At 53.2% G+C, this 15,360-nt stretch carries 18 protein-coding genes; 10 read left to right on the top strand and 8 right to left on the bottom strand.

Features of this window, described 5'->3' with window-relative positions:
• Window positions 1–203: 203 nt before the first annotated feature.
• Complete coding sequence (locus C162_RS11455; RefSeq protein ID WP_036694450.1) at window positions 204–803, top strand: nitroreductase family protein; 600 nt, start codon at window positions 204–206, stop codon at window positions 801–803.
• Between the two features lie 206 nt (window positions 804–1,009).
• Here the strand turns inward: C162_RS11455 and C162_RS11450 are convergent, their stop codons facing one another.
• Complete coding sequence (locus C162_RS11450) at window positions 1,010–2,188, bottom strand: peptidylprolyl isomerase (protein ID WP_036694447.1); 1,179 nt, start codon at window positions 2,186–2,188, stop codon at window positions 1,010–1,012.
• Between the two features lie 255 nt (window positions 2,189–2,443).
• Entirely contained in the window at window positions 2,444–2,779 is a 336-nt protein-coding gene (locus C162_RS11445) for a LytTR family transcriptional regulator DNA-binding domain-containing protein (protein ID WP_036694446.1), read from the bottom strand.
• A 182-nt stretch (window positions 2,780–2,961) separates the two neighbouring features.
• Between C162_RS11445 and C162_RS11440 the strand changes: the two genes are divergently transcribed.
• Window positions 2,962–4,068, top strand: a complete 1,107-nt coding sequence (locus tag C162_RS11440) for a lactonase family protein (protein ID WP_036694445.1) — start codon at window positions 2,962–2,964, stop codon at window positions 4,066–4,068.
• A gap of 127 nt (window positions 4,069–4,195) precedes the next feature.
• Here C162_RS11440 and hfq read toward each other — a convergent pair whose 3' ends face one another.
• Window positions 4,196–4,417, bottom strand: a complete 222-nt coding sequence (gene hfq / locus C162_RS11435; RefSeq protein WP_051478328.1) for an RNA chaperone Hfq — start codon at window positions 4,415–4,417, stop codon at window positions 4,196–4,198.
• Between the two features lie 112 nt (window positions 4,418–4,529).
• On the opposite strand from hfq, the gene C162_RS11430 reads away from it, so the two are divergent.
• The gene (locus tag C162_RS11430; RefSeq protein WP_051493402.1) at window positions 4,530–5,198 is read left to right on the top strand and encodes a phosphatase PAP2 family protein; all 669 of its coding nucleotides are present in this window, start codon (window positions 4,530–4,532) and stop codon (window positions 5,196–5,198) included.
• Between the two features lie 99 nt (window positions 5,199–5,297).
• Here C162_RS11430 and C162_RS11425 read toward each other — a convergent pair whose 3' ends face one another.
• A complete protein-coding gene (locus C162_RS11425; RefSeq protein ID WP_036694443.1) occupies window positions 5,298–5,798 on the bottom strand; it encodes a hypothetical protein in 501 nt (166 codons plus the stop codon).
• A 193-nt stretch (window positions 5,799–5,991) separates the two neighbouring features.
• On the opposite strand from C162_RS11425, the gene C162_RS11420 reads away from it, so the two are divergent.
• Together C162_RS11420 and helD are read left to right on the top strand one after the other, a co-directional pair.
• Window positions 5,992–7,047 (top strand): FUSC family protein, encoded by a 1,056-nt coding sequence (locus tag C162_RS11420; protein WP_036694442.1) that lies wholly within the window; start codon window positions 5,992–5,994, stop codon window positions 7,045–7,047.
• Between the two features lie 87 nt (window positions 7,048–7,134).
• Complete coding sequence (helD, locus tag C162_RS11415) at window positions 7,135–9,492, top strand: RNA polymerase recycling motor HelD (protein WP_036694441.1); 2,358 nt, start codon at window positions 7,135–7,137, stop codon at window positions 9,490–9,492.
• Window positions 9,493–9,562: 70 nt separating this feature from the next.
• Here helD and C162_RS11410 read toward each other — a convergent pair whose 3' ends face one another.
• The 3 genes from C162_RS11410 to fsa all read right to left on the bottom strand — a co-directional run bounded on the left by C162_RS11410 (window position 9,563) and on the right by fsa (window position 12,284).
• On the bottom strand, window positions 9,563–10,759 hold the full coding sequence (locus C162_RS11410) for an MFS transporter (RefSeq protein ID WP_036694440.1): 1,197 nt from the start codon (window positions 10,757–10,759) through the stop codon (window positions 9,563–9,565).
• A gap of 12 nt (window positions 10,760–10,771) precedes the next feature.
• Complete coding sequence (locus C162_RS11405) at window positions 10,772–11,215, bottom strand: MarR family winged helix-turn-helix transcriptional regulator (protein WP_036694439.1); 444 nt, start codon at window positions 11,213–11,215, stop codon at window positions 10,772–10,774.
• 421 nt (window positions 11,216–11,636) lie between these two features.
• Window positions 11,637–12,284: a fructose-6-phosphate aldolase gene (gene fsa / locus C162_RS11400; protein WP_036694437.1), complete on the bottom strand. Its 648-nt coding sequence runs from the start codon at window positions 12,282–12,284 to the stop codon at window positions 11,637–11,639.
• Window positions 12,285–12,514: 230 nt separating this feature from the next.
• On the opposite strand from fsa, the gene C162_RS11395 reads away from it, so the two are divergent.
• Window positions 12,515–12,982 (top strand): hypothetical protein, encoded by a 468-nt coding sequence (locus tag C162_RS11395; RefSeq protein ID WP_156949609.1) that lies wholly within the window; start codon window positions 12,515–12,517, stop codon window positions 12,980–12,982.
• 134 nt (window positions 12,983–13,116) lie between these two features.
• Window positions 13,117–13,305: a hypothetical protein gene (locus C162_RS36885; protein ID WP_036694434.1), complete on the top strand. Its 189-nt coding sequence runs from the start codon at window positions 13,117–13,119 to the stop codon at window positions 13,303–13,305.
• A gap of 34 nt (window positions 13,306–13,339) precedes the next feature.
• On the opposite strand, the gene C162_RS11385 is transcribed toward C162_RS36885, so the two are convergent.
• A complete protein-coding gene (locus C162_RS11385) occupies window positions 13,340–13,537 on the bottom strand; it encodes a hypothetical protein (protein WP_036694433.1) in 198 nt (65 codons plus the stop codon).
• Window positions 13,538–13,661: 124 nt separating this feature from the next.
• Here C162_RS11385 and rpiA point away from each other — a divergent pair, with 124 nt between their 5' ends.
• Genes rpiA through C162_RS11370 form a run of 3 tightly spaced genes read left to right on the top strand, consistent with a single transcriptional unit; the run spans window position 13,662 to window position 15,297 of the window.
• Window positions 13,662–14,342 carry a ribose-5-phosphate isomerase RpiA gene (rpiA, locus tag C162_RS11380; RefSeq protein WP_179090396.1) on the top strand — a complete coding sequence of 227 codons (681 nt, stop codon included), beginning with the start codon at window positions 13,662–13,664 and terminating at the stop codon, window positions 14,340–14,342.
• Window positions 14,311–14,814 carry a VanZ family protein gene (locus C162_RS11375; RefSeq protein ID WP_162174455.1) on the top strand — a complete coding sequence of 168 codons (504 nt, stop codon included), beginning with the start codon at window positions 14,311–14,313 and terminating at the stop codon, window positions 14,812–14,814. Before rpiA ends, C162_RS11375 begins: the two co-directional genes overlap by 32 nt.
• Before the next feature lie 42 nt (window positions 14,815–14,856).
• The gene (locus C162_RS11370) at window positions 14,857–15,297 is read left to right on the top strand and encodes a GNAT family N-acetyltransferase (RefSeq protein ID WP_036694431.1); all 441 of its coding nucleotides are present in this window, start codon (window positions 14,857–14,859) and stop codon (window positions 15,295–15,297) included.
• Window positions 15,298–15,360: the final 63 nt, after the last annotated feature.

The raw sequence follows: 15,360 nt of genomic DNA, 5'->3' as shown, positions 1-15,360 counted from the left end.
AGCCGTTGTTTCTAAACCTCCAGAATAGCTTATAGAAAATAGTGGAAGGTGCATAAATGAGAGCAATTCAGCGACACTAAGAGCGGATATACAAACAAAGAGCTAGTACAGGAAAAAGTTGTGAATGATGTGTTGTATTCAGACAGGAAAAGTGTTATGATTAAAAAAAGTAAGTTACTTAATTAAATGGAGGTAGTTATTTTATGTCTAAGACTTTTTTTGAAGCGGTAAAAGGCAGACGTTCCATATACGCCATCAGTAAAGAATCCCCAATCTCTGATGAACAAATTCAGAAGATTGTAGAAGAGGCTGTTCTACATAGCCCAACTTCCTTCAACTCGCAAAGCTCCAGAGCTGTAGTATTGCTGGGCGAACAACATGATAAGCTGTGGGATATTACAGCAGAAACCCTGCGTAAGATCGTTCCTACTGAACAATTCGAAGGCACAGCTCAGAAGCTGTCCTCCTTCAAAGCCGGCTACGGCACTGTGCTCTTCTATGAAGATCAGGCAGTGGTGAAGCACCTGCAGGAGAACTTTGCACTGTATGCTGAGAACTTCCCGATCTGGTCCAACCAGTCCTCCGGAATTCTGCAATTTGTAGTATGGACCGCCTTCGCAGAAGCAGGTCTGGGTGCATCCCTACAGCACTATAACCCGCTGATCGACGATGAAGTGAAGGAGACCTTCGGTATTGCTGCAGACTGGAAGCTGATTGCCCAGATGCCATTCGGTAACATCCTGACTCCTCCAGGCGAGAAGGAATTCCAGCCGATTGAAGAACGTGTGAAGGTCATTAAGTAAGAAAACCCTGCGATAAGCAGTTTAGAACCTCCCTGATCCGGCTAAGTATGAATATAGCCAGATCAAGGAGGTTTTTGTCATGCTCAATCTGCATGAACAATAATTGAGGCAGACATCTGAACACAAATAAAGAGGACTGGCGTTCCCGCTTGTCCTCTTTATTGTATCCTTCTATATTGTTATAGCTTGTACCATTATCGCAATCTTTATTTCGTAGCAGGAGCTTCCGTTGCAGCAGCCGGTGCTTCACTGGCTGCCGGAGGAACGGATGCATCCGGTTTATCGGTCAAAGTATTCGTGATTTTGGCACTCTTGTTCAGATCCGCCAACCAGGTAGCCGACATCTCAGACACTTTTTGTGCCGTTAGGGTCTTTTTGATCTCGTCTTTCTTCTCAGCTAGCGTATATTCCTTGGCTTCCTTGCGGTCGGTAACCTTGATAATGTGGTAACCGTATTCGGACTTCACTGCACCGCTGGTTTCGCCAACCTTCAACTTGAAGGCAGCATCGGAGAATTCTGCAACCATGTCTCCGCGTTTGAAGAAGTCAAGATCGCCGCCCTTGTCCTTGGAGCCGGTATCAGCGGATTTTTCCTTAGCCAGTGCGGCAAAGTCTCCGCCGTCTTTGAGCTGCTTAACAATGGCTTCGGCTTCTTCTTTGGTCTTCACGAGAATGTGGGAAGCGCGAACTTCCTCTTCTTGATTGTATTTAGCCTTATTCTCGTCAAAATATTTAGAAATATCAGTGTCGGTAATTGTGATCTTAGGTTCGATCAGCTTGCGGATCTCAACCTGGAGAGGCATTTGCTTCTTCAGATCCTCAATCGTCATCGAGCTCTGCTGCAAGGCGTTATTGAGCGCTTCCTCGCCGCCGAACTGGGTTTTGAGATCTTCGATTTCCTGATTAATGTCAGCATCGGTTACCTTAATGTTAGCCTTTTTGGCTTCCTGGCCTACCAGAGTGGTAGTAATGAGGTTTTGCAGGGTGGATTCCCCGCCGGCTTCAACCAATTTATCATACAGCTGCGCTTTGGTGATGTCTGTTCCGTTCACGGAAGCAACTGCAATTTTGCTGTCATCTTTCTTGAAAGGCTGTACAATCAGCACTACGATCAGCGCTGCGGCGAGTACGAGCGACGCAATCATCCAGCCTTTGCCGCCGCCGGATGGAGCAGGTGAGGAAGGAGGAGTACCTCCGCCGCCGACTTTGTTCATTACGGGAACGCTTTCTTCAACTCTTGGAGCTGTTCGTACAGGTTCCTGCGGCACTGGGGCTGTTCCAGCAGGCTCGATGCCTTCTTCCGGAGTAATCACAGAAGCGTCGTTCTCTTCCGGCGTAATGCCGTTTTCTAGCTTTTCATTTTCATTGAAATCTTTTTTGTCCATTATAATTAATGACTCCCTTCAATATAGGTGGTGCCTGTCTTTCTACAACTTTACCAGAAAACAGAATTCCAAACCTTAAGAAAGTATAAAAAAGCACAATTACTTTTTAAGATTCCATTAAGAAACAGGTGAAACACAGGAAAAACCGGAGCAGCACGGGTGTCCCCGTATGCGCTCCGGCCTGATGAGAGAGACTGTAATGATTCGAATAGAAGAGTACCAAGCTGCAAGATGTGTGCGGATAACGCCTCCGGCTTAGGAACTCAGTCCCTTAAGCAGATGGCGGATGTTCTCCTGCTTACGTCTTGGAACCCGTACAGACTTCGCATAGAGGCCCATCTCACCGAAGTAGATGCAGTCATCCTCGATGGAACTGATCTTGTTCAGGTTCACGTAGCAGCTCCCGTACACATGGTAATAGCTGTTGCTCGACAATAAGCGGTTCAATTGCTCGGCAGTCATTCTCTTTTTAATATTGTAGTTTCTGCCGTGAAAAATGACCAGGTCATGGTCCCCGACCTTAAAGAACAGAATGTCTGTCTCCACCTCGAAGTCCTCATATACATTTCTGGCTTCCAGCAGGCTGCTCATTCGTGTTCCCCCTTTATTCTTGATTGACAATAATGTTAGCGCTTTCATTATATCATACTCTTTTGTTCTTGAGAAGTCTTATTTTTGAAATGTTTTTTGTCATTTTTTCCGTTGCATTTGTCAACCCTCACGAAAAAATGTAAATTATATAGATGGCTGTTTAACTTGAGGAGGAATTCTAGATGAACGAGAAGACTAAGCTGCTGTTATTTACCGGTTCATATGCCACCGCAGAAGAGAGCGGTATCCAGGTGTTTGCCTTTGACGGTGAAACCGGGGGCACGCTGGAGCGGCTGGATACCGCAGAAGGCCTGACGAATCCTACGTTCGTCAATGTGGACCCTTCCGGGCGGAAGCTGTATGCCATTGGGGAGAAGCCGAACGGTACGGGCGGCAAGGAAGGGGAAATTATAACCTTCGCAATCGATCCTGAGACAGGCAAGCTGACCGAATTGCAGCGGATTCAGACTATGCCTTCTGAAGGCAAAGGCCAGAGCACGACCTGTAATATTAACCGGGACGCCAATAATGAACATCTTATAGTGTGCAGCTATCACGGGGGATCGGTTGGACTGCTCACGCTGGACAAGGGCGGACTGCCAGTAGCATTGACGGATACCGCCCAGCATACCGGACATGGGGCAACACCGGGCCAGGACCGTCCGCACCCGCATTCGGCAATTTTCAGCCCTGATGGACGCTACCTGTTCGTCTCGGATCTGGGACTGGACCTGATCCGCAGCTACCGGATAAATACAGAGGCGGGAACCTTTGATGCGATTGGAGATACTCCGCTGCATGCCGGAGCTGGACCGCGGCATTTCGTGTTCCATCCAGACGGGAAGTCTGCTTATGTGATTAATGAGCTGGACAGCACGGTGACATCATTCCTGTATGATGCAGAGGCAGGAACCCTGAAGACGGCTGCTACTGTATCCACACTGCCTGAAGGCTATGAAGCCGGCCAGAACAGCTGTGCAGAGATCACCTTCTCCAAGGATGGCCAATATCTGTACGGCTCGAACCGCGGACATGACAGCATCGTACAGTATGCTGTAAATCCGCAGACAGCCGGGCTGACCCTGGTAGAGCATGTATCCACCAGAGGCGGACATCCCCGTCACTTCACAGTTACACCGGACGGTGCCTATCTGATTGTTGCCAACCGGGACGGCAATAATCTGGTTGTCTTCTCCCTGGACGAAGGCAGCGGCCGCCTGAGCTTCACCGGCAACACAGCTGAACTGTCGAAGCCGGTGTGCGTAATGCCGGCGGTATTCCCCGCTTAGGACGAGCTGACTGACCTAGGGAGACAACGGCAAAAGGAACACCGGGATGCTGCTCCGGTGTTCCTTTTGAGTTCCTGGACAGTTCATTTGTAATAGCTTAGGTTAAAATGTGCGCCGTGCTGACAGCTTACTTGAGTGAGACGGGCTTCAGCGGCACCACGGTGGAGACTGCCGATTTGAAGAGTACGTTCTGTCTCCCGTCACCCTGACCCTGCAAGGTAATCGTATAAGCGTCATAAGAGGTTACCAGTCCCTGCATTTTGACTCCGTTAGTTGTAAAGATCGTCACAGGCATCTTTGTTGAGATGCACTGGTTCAACAAACGTTCCTGCAATTTTAGACTTTCCACTTGGCAGCACTCCATCTTTAATTAAAATAATTTCTCCAGGCCATTATAACACGGGACAGACCTTCCCAGGAAATGTGTTCATTGAGCCTGACAAATAGACAAGGGGGTAGTTATGCTATATTATCATTACTGGTCCCGCGGGTTCCGGCGGTTTATATGGTTTTTGCTGGCTTTTATCCTGATCGCATTGCTGGTTAAGCTGGGCGGAGCCCGGGGTTTCGACGATGCGGTGATCCGGTTCGTACAATCGATGGAATCTCCGCCGCTGACGGCGCTGGCCAAAGGCTTATCCCTGGTCGGCTCCTCGAAGCTGGCAATAGGTACCTCCGTGCTGACCATGCTCATTTTGTTCTTCGTGCTGAAGCACCGGATGGAACTTGCCCTGTTCCTGTGGGTGGGCCTCGGCTCCCAATTGCTGAACACGCTCCTCAAGCTGTGGTTCCACCGGGAGCGTCCCACCATTCACAGGCTGATTGAGCAGGCAGGCTACAGCTTCCCCAGCGGACATTCAATGGCGGCTTTCTCGTTATACGGAGTCATTGCCTACCTGCTCTGGAGGCATATGCGCAACCGGAGCGAGCGGTTTCTGCTGATTCTGTTCACTGTGCTGATGACCGGGGGAATCGGCTGGAGCCGGATTTATCTGGGGGTGCATTATCCGAGTGATGTGATCGGCGGCTATGCCGCGAGCGGAGCCTGGCTGATGCTGTCGGCGGCCTGCTTCGAGGCTTACAGGAACTACATGGCGAACCCGCGTAACACAAAGAATGCCCGGAAGTAGTAACTCCGGGCATTCGGTGCCTGTTCTTTTGCATACGGTATCCATCCGTAAGGAGGACGGTCTGGCTAGCTTGTCTCTCCCGGGACGGTGCCGTACAGTTCAGGGGGCCTTCGTTGCAGCAGGCGGCGGTGACGGCTTGCCCTGGTGAAGCTGGGCTACGCGGCTGAGGCTGCGCTTGATCAGCGTCGGTAAGCCCGGTTTCAGCTTCGCCGCGTCTTCCTGCGTCAGCTTCCCTTCCTTGACGAATCCATCCAGCTTTAGGCTGGCGGCATCGCTCAGCTTCTGGACATACTGGTCTTCGTTCCAGCCCTTCTTCTCCTGGGCCAGACCCGACAGGGTCTTACCTGATTTCAGGCTGGCGATCAGCTCCTCACGGCCCATTCCCAGGAGCTCAGCCGTTTCGCTGATAATGAAATGGCCTCCGGCCCTGAAGTTCCGGTCCCCGCTGCGGGGAGGGGTATGCTCTCTGCCGGTATGCGGTGAGGCCGGAGGAGGGGTGGCTGTGCCCTTGGGAAGCTGCTCGCCGAAGGCGGCTGCTGGAGACAGGGCAAGCATCATGGCTGCTGCCCATGCGGTTAGGGTTCGGGTCGTTTTTTTCATGAATACACCTCTTCTGATGGTTATAGTGACTACCCGGTATAACAGTATTCCCTGAAAGCTGAAAGAATCCTGAAGCCCGGCTTAAGACATACTAAAATTCGCCAGCGCAGTTCATGGGTAATAACAGGATATACATAAAGGATGAACATACGTAGTAATTATGATAAGCTTCAAGCTCTTGGGAGGGATGGATTTGGCTTTCGGTGCCCGCATACTCAAAACAGGAATGGCCGTAACGCTTGCCCTTTATCTGTCCGTTCTATTCAACTTCGCCTCTCCTGTCGGTGCGGCTATTGCGGCAATCTTTGCCATGCAGCCGTCCATATACAGATCATGGCGGTATTTCCTCGATCAGATCCAGACCAGTACGATGGGGGCCGTGATAGCGCTGCTTGGCGGAATGCTGCTCTCCAATGAACCGATTGCGGTTGGACTGGTATGCATCCTGGTGATTATGATCAGCATGAAAATGAACCGGGCCGATACGATCGGCCTGACGCTGGTCACGGTCATCTCTGTCATGGAGGCTTCCGGCCAGTGGCAGTTCGCATTAACCCGGTTCCTGCTGACCCTGACCGGGATCCTGTCGGCTTTTATTATCAATATCACTGTATTTCCGCCCCAGCCGCGCAAGCAGTACATCCAGCAGATCGAGAATGTGTTCACCAGCTTATCGCTGCTGCTGCGGACGGCGGTGTCGCATGAGATGAAGGAAAGTGTCTTCCGGGATGAGAAGAACGGCCTGGAGGGCGCGATTAAAGCGCTGGCTGACAAATACGCGTTGTTCGAGGAGGAGCAGAAGCAGCTCCGCAGGGCTAAATACAGTCAGACGAGACAGATGGTAGTCTATAAAAACCTGCTGGGTTCCCTGCAAAAGGGCTATCAGGTGCTTGAGGCGATTGACCGGCACTATTTCCAGGCCGACCGGACGGAGCAAACGGATGAGCTGTTCGACCGCCATCTGGAGCAGCTGATCAAGTATCATGAATACATTCTGCTGAAATTCGAGGAAAAACTGAAGCCGGGAGCCAATGATTCCGAGCCGCTGGCAGAGGACAATGACCGCTTCCTGAAATCAGCCATTAACGGGTATGATCCGCAGAAGTCCGGGCAACTCCGGCTGTCGGTGGTGGCTGCGGCCATTTATGACTACGGCTATCAGCTGGAGCGTCTGGATAAGGTGGCTGACCAGATCCACCGCATGAACGCAGAAGACAAGGAAAGTGCAGTGCTAAGTGAGAAAATATAGAGCGTAGGCTGAATATGGCAAAAACTTGTAAAACAACTACAGAGTTGGTAACATTGTTAGTCAACCTTCCGAAGGGGATGAAATGAATTGGATAAACATGATCACGAGTGGCAAAAGGAGCAGGAGCGGGTAAACGGCATCACCAAGCTGCTGTCTACCCATATCCGGCTGCTGTCAGAGGAGCTGGGACTCCACCGCACGGATGTCGTGGATATGCGCAAAGACTTCTGGGAAGAGGTCACAGTGAACTTCAGCAGCCCCGACGACCTGGGGGAGACTTCGACCAGTCTGCGGCAGCAGGCACAGATTCTGAACGAACGCGAACGCCATCATCTGCAATCCAGCAAGGCGCTCAAAAAATATAAAAAGCTGGTGGTATCGCCCTATTTTGGCCGGATTGATTTCTCGGAGGCGGGGGATGCTGCGGCTGATACCATCTATCTGGGCATCGGTTCGCTGATGGAGGATAACGGGACCTTCCTGATCTACGATTGGCGCGCGCCTATCTCCAGCCTGTATTATGACGGGGCACCGGGGCCTGCGTCCTATGAGACGCCGGGCGGGCAGATTACAGGCACCATGGAACTGAAGCGCCAATTCGTGATTGATAACGGTGAGATTGAAGTCATGTTCGACACGGGCGTCACCATCGGCGATGAACTGCTTCAGCAGGTGCTCAGCCACAGCGCCGATGACCGGATGAAATCGATCGTGGCCACCATCCAGAAGGAGCAGAACGCGGTCATCCGCAATGACCGAAGCCGGATGCTGGTTGTGCAGGGAGCTGCCGGGAGCGGCAAGACGTCAGCGGCGCTCCAGCGGGTAGCCTATCTGCTCTACAAGTACCGTGAGGTGCTTCAGGCGGATCAGATGCTGCTCTTCTCGCCGAACCCCTTGTTCAACAGCTATGTATCCACTGTACTGCCTGAGCTGGGGGAAGAGAATATGCAGCAGACCACCTTCCAGATGTACCTGGAGCATCGGCTGGGCCAGGAATTTCAGCTGGAGGATGTGTTCAGCCAGACGGAGAGTCTGCTGAATGCCCCGGACGGGGAGGAGGCATTCATACGCCGTGAAGGCATTGCTTATAAATCATCAGTAGCCTTCCTTAGCGCCATCCGGCAATATGTGAATCTGCTGGAGCATGAAGGCATGCTATTCAAGCCATTGATGTTCCAGGGGAAGGCGGTTGCTTCTAAGGAAGAGATGGAGCGCCAGTTCTACAGCTACGACCCGGGCATCAAGCTGGCGAACCGGATTGAGCTGATGACAGGCTGGCTGCTCAAAAAAATTGCGGCCTTCGGCGCAGAAGAGCGGAGTGCGGCGTGGGTAGACGAACAGATTGAGCTGATGGATAACAGCGATTATCAGCGGGCCTACAACCAGATGCGCCGCAAGGGCGGAGGGCATAATGACAGCTTCGATGATTATGATGCGGAGCGGATCCTGCTTGCCCGCTACGTAGTCAGCCAGCGCCTCAAGCCGCTGCGCGGCTGGACCAAGCGCGGACGCTTCGTGGATGTGAAGGCGCTGTACAGCCGCTTATTCGAGGGTCGTGGGCTGATAGAGCGCCTGGATACCCGCCAGCCGCTGCCTGAAGCGTGGGATGAGATCTGCGCGCAGACGCTTACTGCGATCAGGGGCAATGAGCTGGCCTATGAGGATGCTACGCCGTTCCTGTATTTGAAGGAGCTAAGCCAGGGCTTCCGGACGAACACGCTGATCCGTCATGTCATTGTCGATGAGGTGCAGGATTACTCGCCGTTCCAGCTGGAATTCATGCGCCGCCTGTTTCCGCGGGCCAAAATGACCGTGCTGGGCGACCTGAACCAGGCGATCTATGCCCAAGGCGAGGTGCTGGGAGATCTGGCGGGGCTGGTGAGCATCTACGGCGAAGAGAACACCGAGGTGATCTCCTTGACCCGCAGCTACCGGTCTACGTATGAGATTGTTGAATTCACGCGGGCGATGATTCCCGGTGGCGAGAAGATCGTACCCTTTCACCGCCGGGGGGAGGAGCCGCTCCTGACGCTGGTGGACAGTGAAGATGATCTGCTCTCCTCTGTGGAGCAGGATGTGCTGAAGCTTCATGCCCAGGGCTATCATTATGTGGCGGTAATCTGCAAGACAGCAGAAGAGAGCGCACAGGTGCATCGTGAACTGGAGAAGCGGCTGCCGGTGCGGCTGGTTACGAAGGAAACGCCTAATTTTCAAAAAGGGACGCTGGTGCTTCCGGCTTACCTCGCCAAGGGCGTCGAGTTCGATGCTGTAATCATCTATGACGGTTCCGCTGAGAAATACGGGCGTGAACATGAACGTAAGCTGTTCTATACCGCTTGTACCCGGGCGATGCATCTGCTTCACATCTACAGCCTGGGACAGCCTAGCCCGTTCATGCCTGCTGCAGTGCGTGAAACGGTTTCGGCTGGTGAGCTGGAGAAGTGAGTAAATATAAAACCGCCTGCGCGTGTGACGCGAGGCGGTTTTGTGTATTCCACGGAAGTGTGGCTTCCAGCTAACCCTGTAGGGCAGCTTTGTGCTTCCGGGATCGCTGAGTCACGAGTACCAGAAGATAGACAGCGAGCAGCAGGAGAGGTGCCAATATCGAATACCGGTACATTACGGCGTAGCTGGTGAACATGGCGACAGCGCCAAGCAGCATGGAGCCGATGGCGACACCGAGATCCAGGGAGTTCAGGAACATTCCGTTGGCTAACCCGCGCTGGCGTGGCTCGACAGACTGGATCATCCAGGTCTGAAGCGCAGGCTGCATGGAGCCGAAGCCGAAGCCGTAGCATAGGGCGGCCGGGAACAAGCCCGCCGTTGTAGAGGCAAAGGATAGCAGGAGCAGCCCCGCAACGATGAATAGGCTTCCCGGGATGAGCAGGGCGGGCGCACCATAGCGGTCGTAGATTCTGCCGGAGAGCGGCCGGATCACGACAATGGCTACGGCATTGAACAGGAAGAAGTAAGCGATATGCTGGAGGTGCTTCTCTTGCCCGTAGAGCGCCAGGAAGCCGAGCAGACCGCCGTAAGAGATGGATAAAAGAAAGTTAAGCAGGCAGGGAAGCAGCAGCCTGCGGTAAGGATTGCTTCCGGCAGCAGTAGCCGGAACTGCGGGCGGCTCCAGATGTCCGCCAGGCAGTGACTTCGCCAGGCGGAAGCCCATCGGCAGGATGAGAGCAATCGCGACAGCCGTCCCCAGCAGCAGGGACCCAAAGCCTGGTCCTTGCAGCAGGCTGAGTCCGATCAGCGGGCCAGCCGACATAGCGAGGCTGGTGGATAATCCAAAGTAGCCCATGCCCTCCCCCATCCGGCGGATGGGGATGACATCGGAGGCCATGGTCGGGAACGCTGTGCTGGCCATGCCGAAGCCTATGCCGAACAGGATGCGGAACAGCAGCAGGGTGAAGATGCTGCCTGCGAAATAATAGCCCGCCACCGCAGAGAGGGCAATGGCAAGGCCGAGGAAGATCAGCAGGTTGCGCCCGCCCTTCTCCATCGCCTTGGCCGAGAAGAGGCGGGAGGCAATGGCACTGAAGGCGAACAGGCTGGTAACAAGGCTAACCTGCACGGGGGTAGCATGCAAAGCACTTTCCGCATAAGCAGGAAGGGTAGATAAGGTCATCTGCAGTCCTATGAACAGCAGAAGATTGCAAAGGGTCAGTGTAATGAAGGATGTGGTCCATAGACGTTCAGAGGATTGATTCAAGTGGGTTGACTCCTATTCCTGATGTATATTTCCGGTGTTGTGATAGATCTGCTCCAGCATACTGCGGAGATCTTCAAGCTGCTGCGGCTCGAGCCCGGCTACAGCCATATCTATAGTCTGCTGCTCCAGAGCTATAGTGTTCTCAATTAACGCCCTTCCCTCTCCTGTGGCATAGAGCTGGAACGCCCTGCGGTCCTCCGGGTTGGCTGTTTTGGTAATGAAGCCTTTCTTAATCAGGAGCTCCACGATCCGGGCGGTGGTGGGCTGGTCTTTGGCGGAGGCAACGGCCACCTCCTTCTGGTTGACTCCGCTGCGGTCACAGATCATCAGCAGGGTGGACCATTGCTCAGGTGTGATGTCATACGGCTTCAACGCCCGGGCGAAGCTCACTGAGATTCTCCGGTGGGTTGAGCCCAGCAGGAAGCCGAGGAATTGCTGGGGAGAGGACAGGGTCATAAATGAATTGCTCCTTTATTAATTACTTGTTGTAACAAGTATAAGCATAACAAGTAAATGAGTCAAGGATGAATGGGGCACGCTCTGCCAAATTCAGCCCTTGAATGCTGTCCGTCATACCTACTGCAGCACCCGCCCTACCTAATGCATCATTAGTTGGAAAAACGCATCCTAATTTCGGTGTCTTGCAGCGGCTGGGGAGATTAATTGGAAAAACGTCATTTATTTTTAAGGAGTTCCTCAACTCTGGAGGATTTGCAAATATTAAGAGCGTTTTTTTCAACTATTACCTGAAAAGACTGTGCTCCTTCTTAAACTAGTGGAGGAAATCCACCTATATTGATCGGGGAGTTCAAGCTCCTTTGCAACACAAAAAAGCCCCGCTCCGCATGATGCAGAAGGGGGCTTGAACTATTTGTTTTTAAACCTGTGGAACCTTCTCCCAGTCCTTCAGGAAGCGTTCGATACCATTGTCGGTCAGCGGGTGCTTCCAGAGCGATGGCAGGAGTGATCCCGGGATGGTAGCGATGTGAGCTCCGGCAATGGCAGCCTGCTCCACATGGGCAATGTTGCGGATACTGGCGGCAATGATCTCGGATTTCAGGTCGTAGTTGGTCAGAATCGTCTTCAGATCCTTGATCAGCTTCATGCCGTCTACACCGATATCATCCAGACGTCCGACGAACGGACTGATATAAGTAGCTCCTGCCTTAGCGGCCATGAGGCCTTGAGCAGCGGAGAATACGAGAGTTACGTTCGTTTTGATGCCTTTTTTGGTCAGTTCATAACAAGCTTCCAGACCATCTTCGGTCATAGGCAGCTTGATGACCACGTTCGGAGCCCATTCAGCAATCTCGTAAGCTTCCTTAAGCATCTCTTCAGCCGTAAGACCGATAACCTCAGCGCTTACAGGACCAGGGACAATCGCTACGATCTCTTTGATTACATCCTTAAACAATCTGCCTTCCTTGGCGATCAGCGACGGGTTCGTCGTTACGCCATCCACTAATCCGAGGCGGGTAATACGTTTGATTTCCTCAATATTTCCGGTATCCAAGAAAAATTTCATTTCCGGGTATCCTCCCTTGATTTCGTATGGATTTGACAAAACAGCAGGCTCCACTTCATTATGAGACATGCTGCGTAAAGTTTCAACTGTTAATTTGAATCTTTCAAAATAACTTTATGGAATCCGCGCAAAAAATTGTTTTTACACGGGGAGGACCATTCACGGCTACTTCTGTCCATGATACTATAGAAGCGGTATTGTTCATTACAGGTGATGGGCTGGTGACAGGAATGTATACTTTAATTGCGGGAGTGGTGCTGTTTCTGCTGGTCACGGCCGGAATTATTGCTTACCAGAACAGCAGAATCCTTGCGGAGCAAGAGTCGGATGCTTCCAGAGCGCATACCGGCAATCTGATGTACTCGGTATATAATCAGAGATTCTTAGCGGGTGAGGAGCTGCCGGAGGCGGTGCCGCTGTTCCAATTCACGGTGATTGAGCCCGGGGAAGAAGACCTGCCGGAGTCAGAAGCGGGAACGACCCGTGCCCTGTGCAGAGTTGCCGCCGGAACGGGTGAGCTCGTGTTATCGGATGCGCAGAATTATATGCTGGGTATTCTCCGCCAGGCTGCAGTGAAAGGCGGCAGGCTTACGCATGTTTCTTTTTCAGGGAAGGCTGCCCGCAGGGGCGAGAAGGAATTGATTCAGGCGCTGGAGACTGCGGCTAAGGAGGAGACCCGCTATGCAGATCAACGTTAATGATGTCGTCCTGCCGGTTCATGAAGGCGACATCACCTCCTGGCAGGGCGGTACTGCCGGTGAAGCGGCTGTTTAGCGAGATGCTATAAGAGCAGTCTTGATCTGTCTTGCGCTCATGGGGTGAAGAGCCTGGCTTGTCCGAATATCAGCACGGGCATTTACAATTTCCCGAAGGAGCTGGCCTGCAAGACGCGCTGGAAGCTGTAGTTCATTATGTCCGCGCGAAGAGCCCGGCAGAGCTCCCGCTGCGGCAGATCGATTTCGTCTGCTTCGAGCATGAGAATGCCGGGTTATACGAGGCCATGCTCGGGAATTATAGCTGAACGGCATAAGCCTGTCCGGGCAGAAGCCCGGAAGTCAGGCGTGATATTTGCCCGCGGGTGCGTTCAGCACCCATTCCAGCATTAGAATCAGATCTTCCAGCCTGGTCAGCTGGGCGTCAAGTGCTGCCCGCTGAGGGTCGCCGGGAGGCAGGGGGGCCAGCCGTGATTCCAGGGATCTGCGCTGGAGCGTCATTTCGTTGATTTTGGATTGGATTTGGTTCTCGGTTCTCATGCGGATGCCTCCTGATGGATTATTAGTGTCAGGTTGATGGTAAGGATAGGAATTCCTTGTGGACAGGCACAGCCGATTCCACTTCGTTCATTATAACGGATAACATGGAGGGAATAAAATGAGTATCAATGTGAAGCAGCTGGCAGCGGAGAAGGCAGTCGAATATGTGCAGGATGGCATGAAGGTGGGACTGGGTACAGGCTCCACTGCTTACTGGGCCATCCGCAAGCTGGGGGAGCGGGTGAGCGAAGGCCTGCAGATTACGGCCGTAGCTACCTCACAGGCGTCTGAGGATCAGGCCCGCGAGCTGGGCATCCCGTTGGTAGCGTTCAGTGATGTGGACAGCCTCGACCTGACGATTGACGGGGCGGATGAACTCGACGGGGCGCTGCAGCTGATTAAGGGCGGGGGCGGTGCGCTTTTGCGGGAAAAGATTGTCGCCATGGGCAGCGCACGCATGATCGTTGTGGCCGATGAGAGCAAGGCCGTGACCACGCTCGGGAAGTTCCCGTTGCCGGTGGAGATTGTGCCATTCGCCTGGGAGTGGACGGTTGCCGCTCTGGCTAAGCTGGGCTGCAAGACGGAGCTGCGGCGCAGCGGAGAGGACCTGTACAAGACGGATAACGGCAATTATATCGCCGACTGCCGTTTTGAAGCCATTGAATCGGCCACAGTGCTGGCGCTTGCCCTTCAGCGAATTCCGGGAGTCGTCGAGCATGGACTCTTCATCGGGATCGCCGATCTGGCGATTATCGGCAAGAGTGACGGCACCATTGAGATTATTGAAGGTGGCCAGGATCACTAAGCCGCATGCAAGCCGCCGGAAAGGGAAGACTTCAGCCAAACAGGCGTTGCCGCCCGGACGCCGCTTCCTGGCCTGGCTGCTTCTGCTCGCGTATAGCGGAATGCTGCTGTACTGGATGTTCCTCGGGTTCGGACGGACGGTTCAGCTGGACGGGCCGCTCCGTTACAATCTTGAACCGCTGCGGACAGTGCGTTTATATTTTGATATGACCAATGGACTATCGTATGCCAGCAGGCTGGTGAATCTCCTGGGGAATGTGGCAGTATTCGCGCCATTTGGCATCCTGCTTCCGCTGGTGGTCACCGGTTACCGCTCGTTTATCCGGCTGACGCTTCTGTCTGCTCTGGGTATCATTGTATTGGAGCTGCTGCAGATGCTGCTGCATGTCGGGAGCCTGGATATTGACGATCTGCTGCTTAACCTGCTCGGGGTCTGGACGGGGTATGCGCTGCTGCGGCTGGTGCGGGGATAGCGGGAGGTCTGGGGTCAGTATACTTTTAGGAGGATGAGACATATGTTGATTGATTTGAAGCCGCTTGTCGGCACACCGCAGGTGAATGAGCTGCTGGCTTATGCGGTTATAGATGACCCGGATGCGCTGATACGCACTTCGGAGGAATATAGTAAGCTTGCGGCTATGCAGCTGTGCGGCTGGGAGGAGGACGGGCTGCTGGTCGGACTGGCCGGGTATGAAGAGACGGAAGACGGCTCGCTCGACATCCGCCATATTGCAGTGCTCCCGGAGAACCGGGGCAAAGGGTATGCGCGCGGCATGATTCTTGAGCTGGTCACCTCCCGTCAGCCGCGTTATCTGGTAGCGGAGACAGAGGACGAGATTGCCGCTGACTTTTACCGCAGTCTGGGCTTCATGGTGTACAGCCTGGGCGAGAACGCTGCCGGAATCGAAATGTTCCGCTGTGTCTATGAGGTGGAAGAGACGGAAGACGAGGAGTAAGCAGAACAAGCAGTATCAGGATATTCAATAAGTGAAATTCACAATATTAGCCACTCTGCACTT

This window comes from Paenibacillus sp. FSL R7-269 (assembly GCF_000517865.1).
In the GTDB taxonomy this organism is placed as follows: domain Bacteria; phylum Bacillota; class Bacilli; order Paenibacillales; family Paenibacillaceae; genus Paenibacillus_AQ.
This window is presented reverse-complemented; position numbering and strand designations above follow the sequence as displayed.

Coding starts and splice junctions, on each gene's coding strand:
- fsa (WP_036694437.1), bottom strand. CDS start 12,284: ATGAAATTTTTCTTGGATACCGGAAATATTGAGGAAATCAAACGTATT.
- C162_RS11425 (WP_036694443.1), bottom strand. CDS start 5,798: ATGAAAAAAACGACCCGAACCCTAACCGCATGGGCAGCAGCCATGATG.
- C162_RS11445 (WP_036694446.1), bottom strand. CDS start 2,779: ATGAGCAGCCTGCTGGAAGCCAGAAATGTATATGAGGACTTCGAGGTG.
- C162_RS11430 (WP_051493402.1), top strand. CDS start 4,530: ATGCTATATTATCATTACTGGTCCCGCGGGTTCCGGCGGTTTATATGG.
- C162_RS11370 (WP_036694431.1), top strand. CDS start 14,857: ATGTTGATTGATTTGAAGCCGCTTGTCGGCACACCGCAGGTGAATGAG.
- C162_RS11395 (WP_156949609.1), top strand. CDS start 12,515: ATGTATACTTTAATTGCGGGAGTGGTGCTGTTTCTGCTGGTCACGGCC.
- C162_RS11385 (WP_036694433.1), bottom strand. CDS start 13,537: ATGAGAACCGAGAACCAAATCCAATCCAAAATCAACGAAATGACGCTC.
- C162_RS11455 (WP_036694450.1), top strand. CDS start 204: ATGTCTAAGACTTTTTTTGAAGCGGTAAAAGGCAGACGTTCCATATAC.
- C162_RS11405 (WP_036694439.1), bottom strand. CDS start 11,215: ATGACCCTGTCCTCTCCCCAGCAATTCCTCGGCTTCCTGCTGGGCTCA.
- C162_RS11440 (WP_036694445.1), top strand. CDS start 2,962: ATGAACGAGAAGACTAAGCTGCTGTTATTTACCGGTTCATATGCCACC.
- C162_RS11450 (WP_036694447.1), bottom strand. CDS start 2,188: ATGGACAAAAAAGATTTCAATGAAAATGAAAAGCTAGAAAACGGCATT.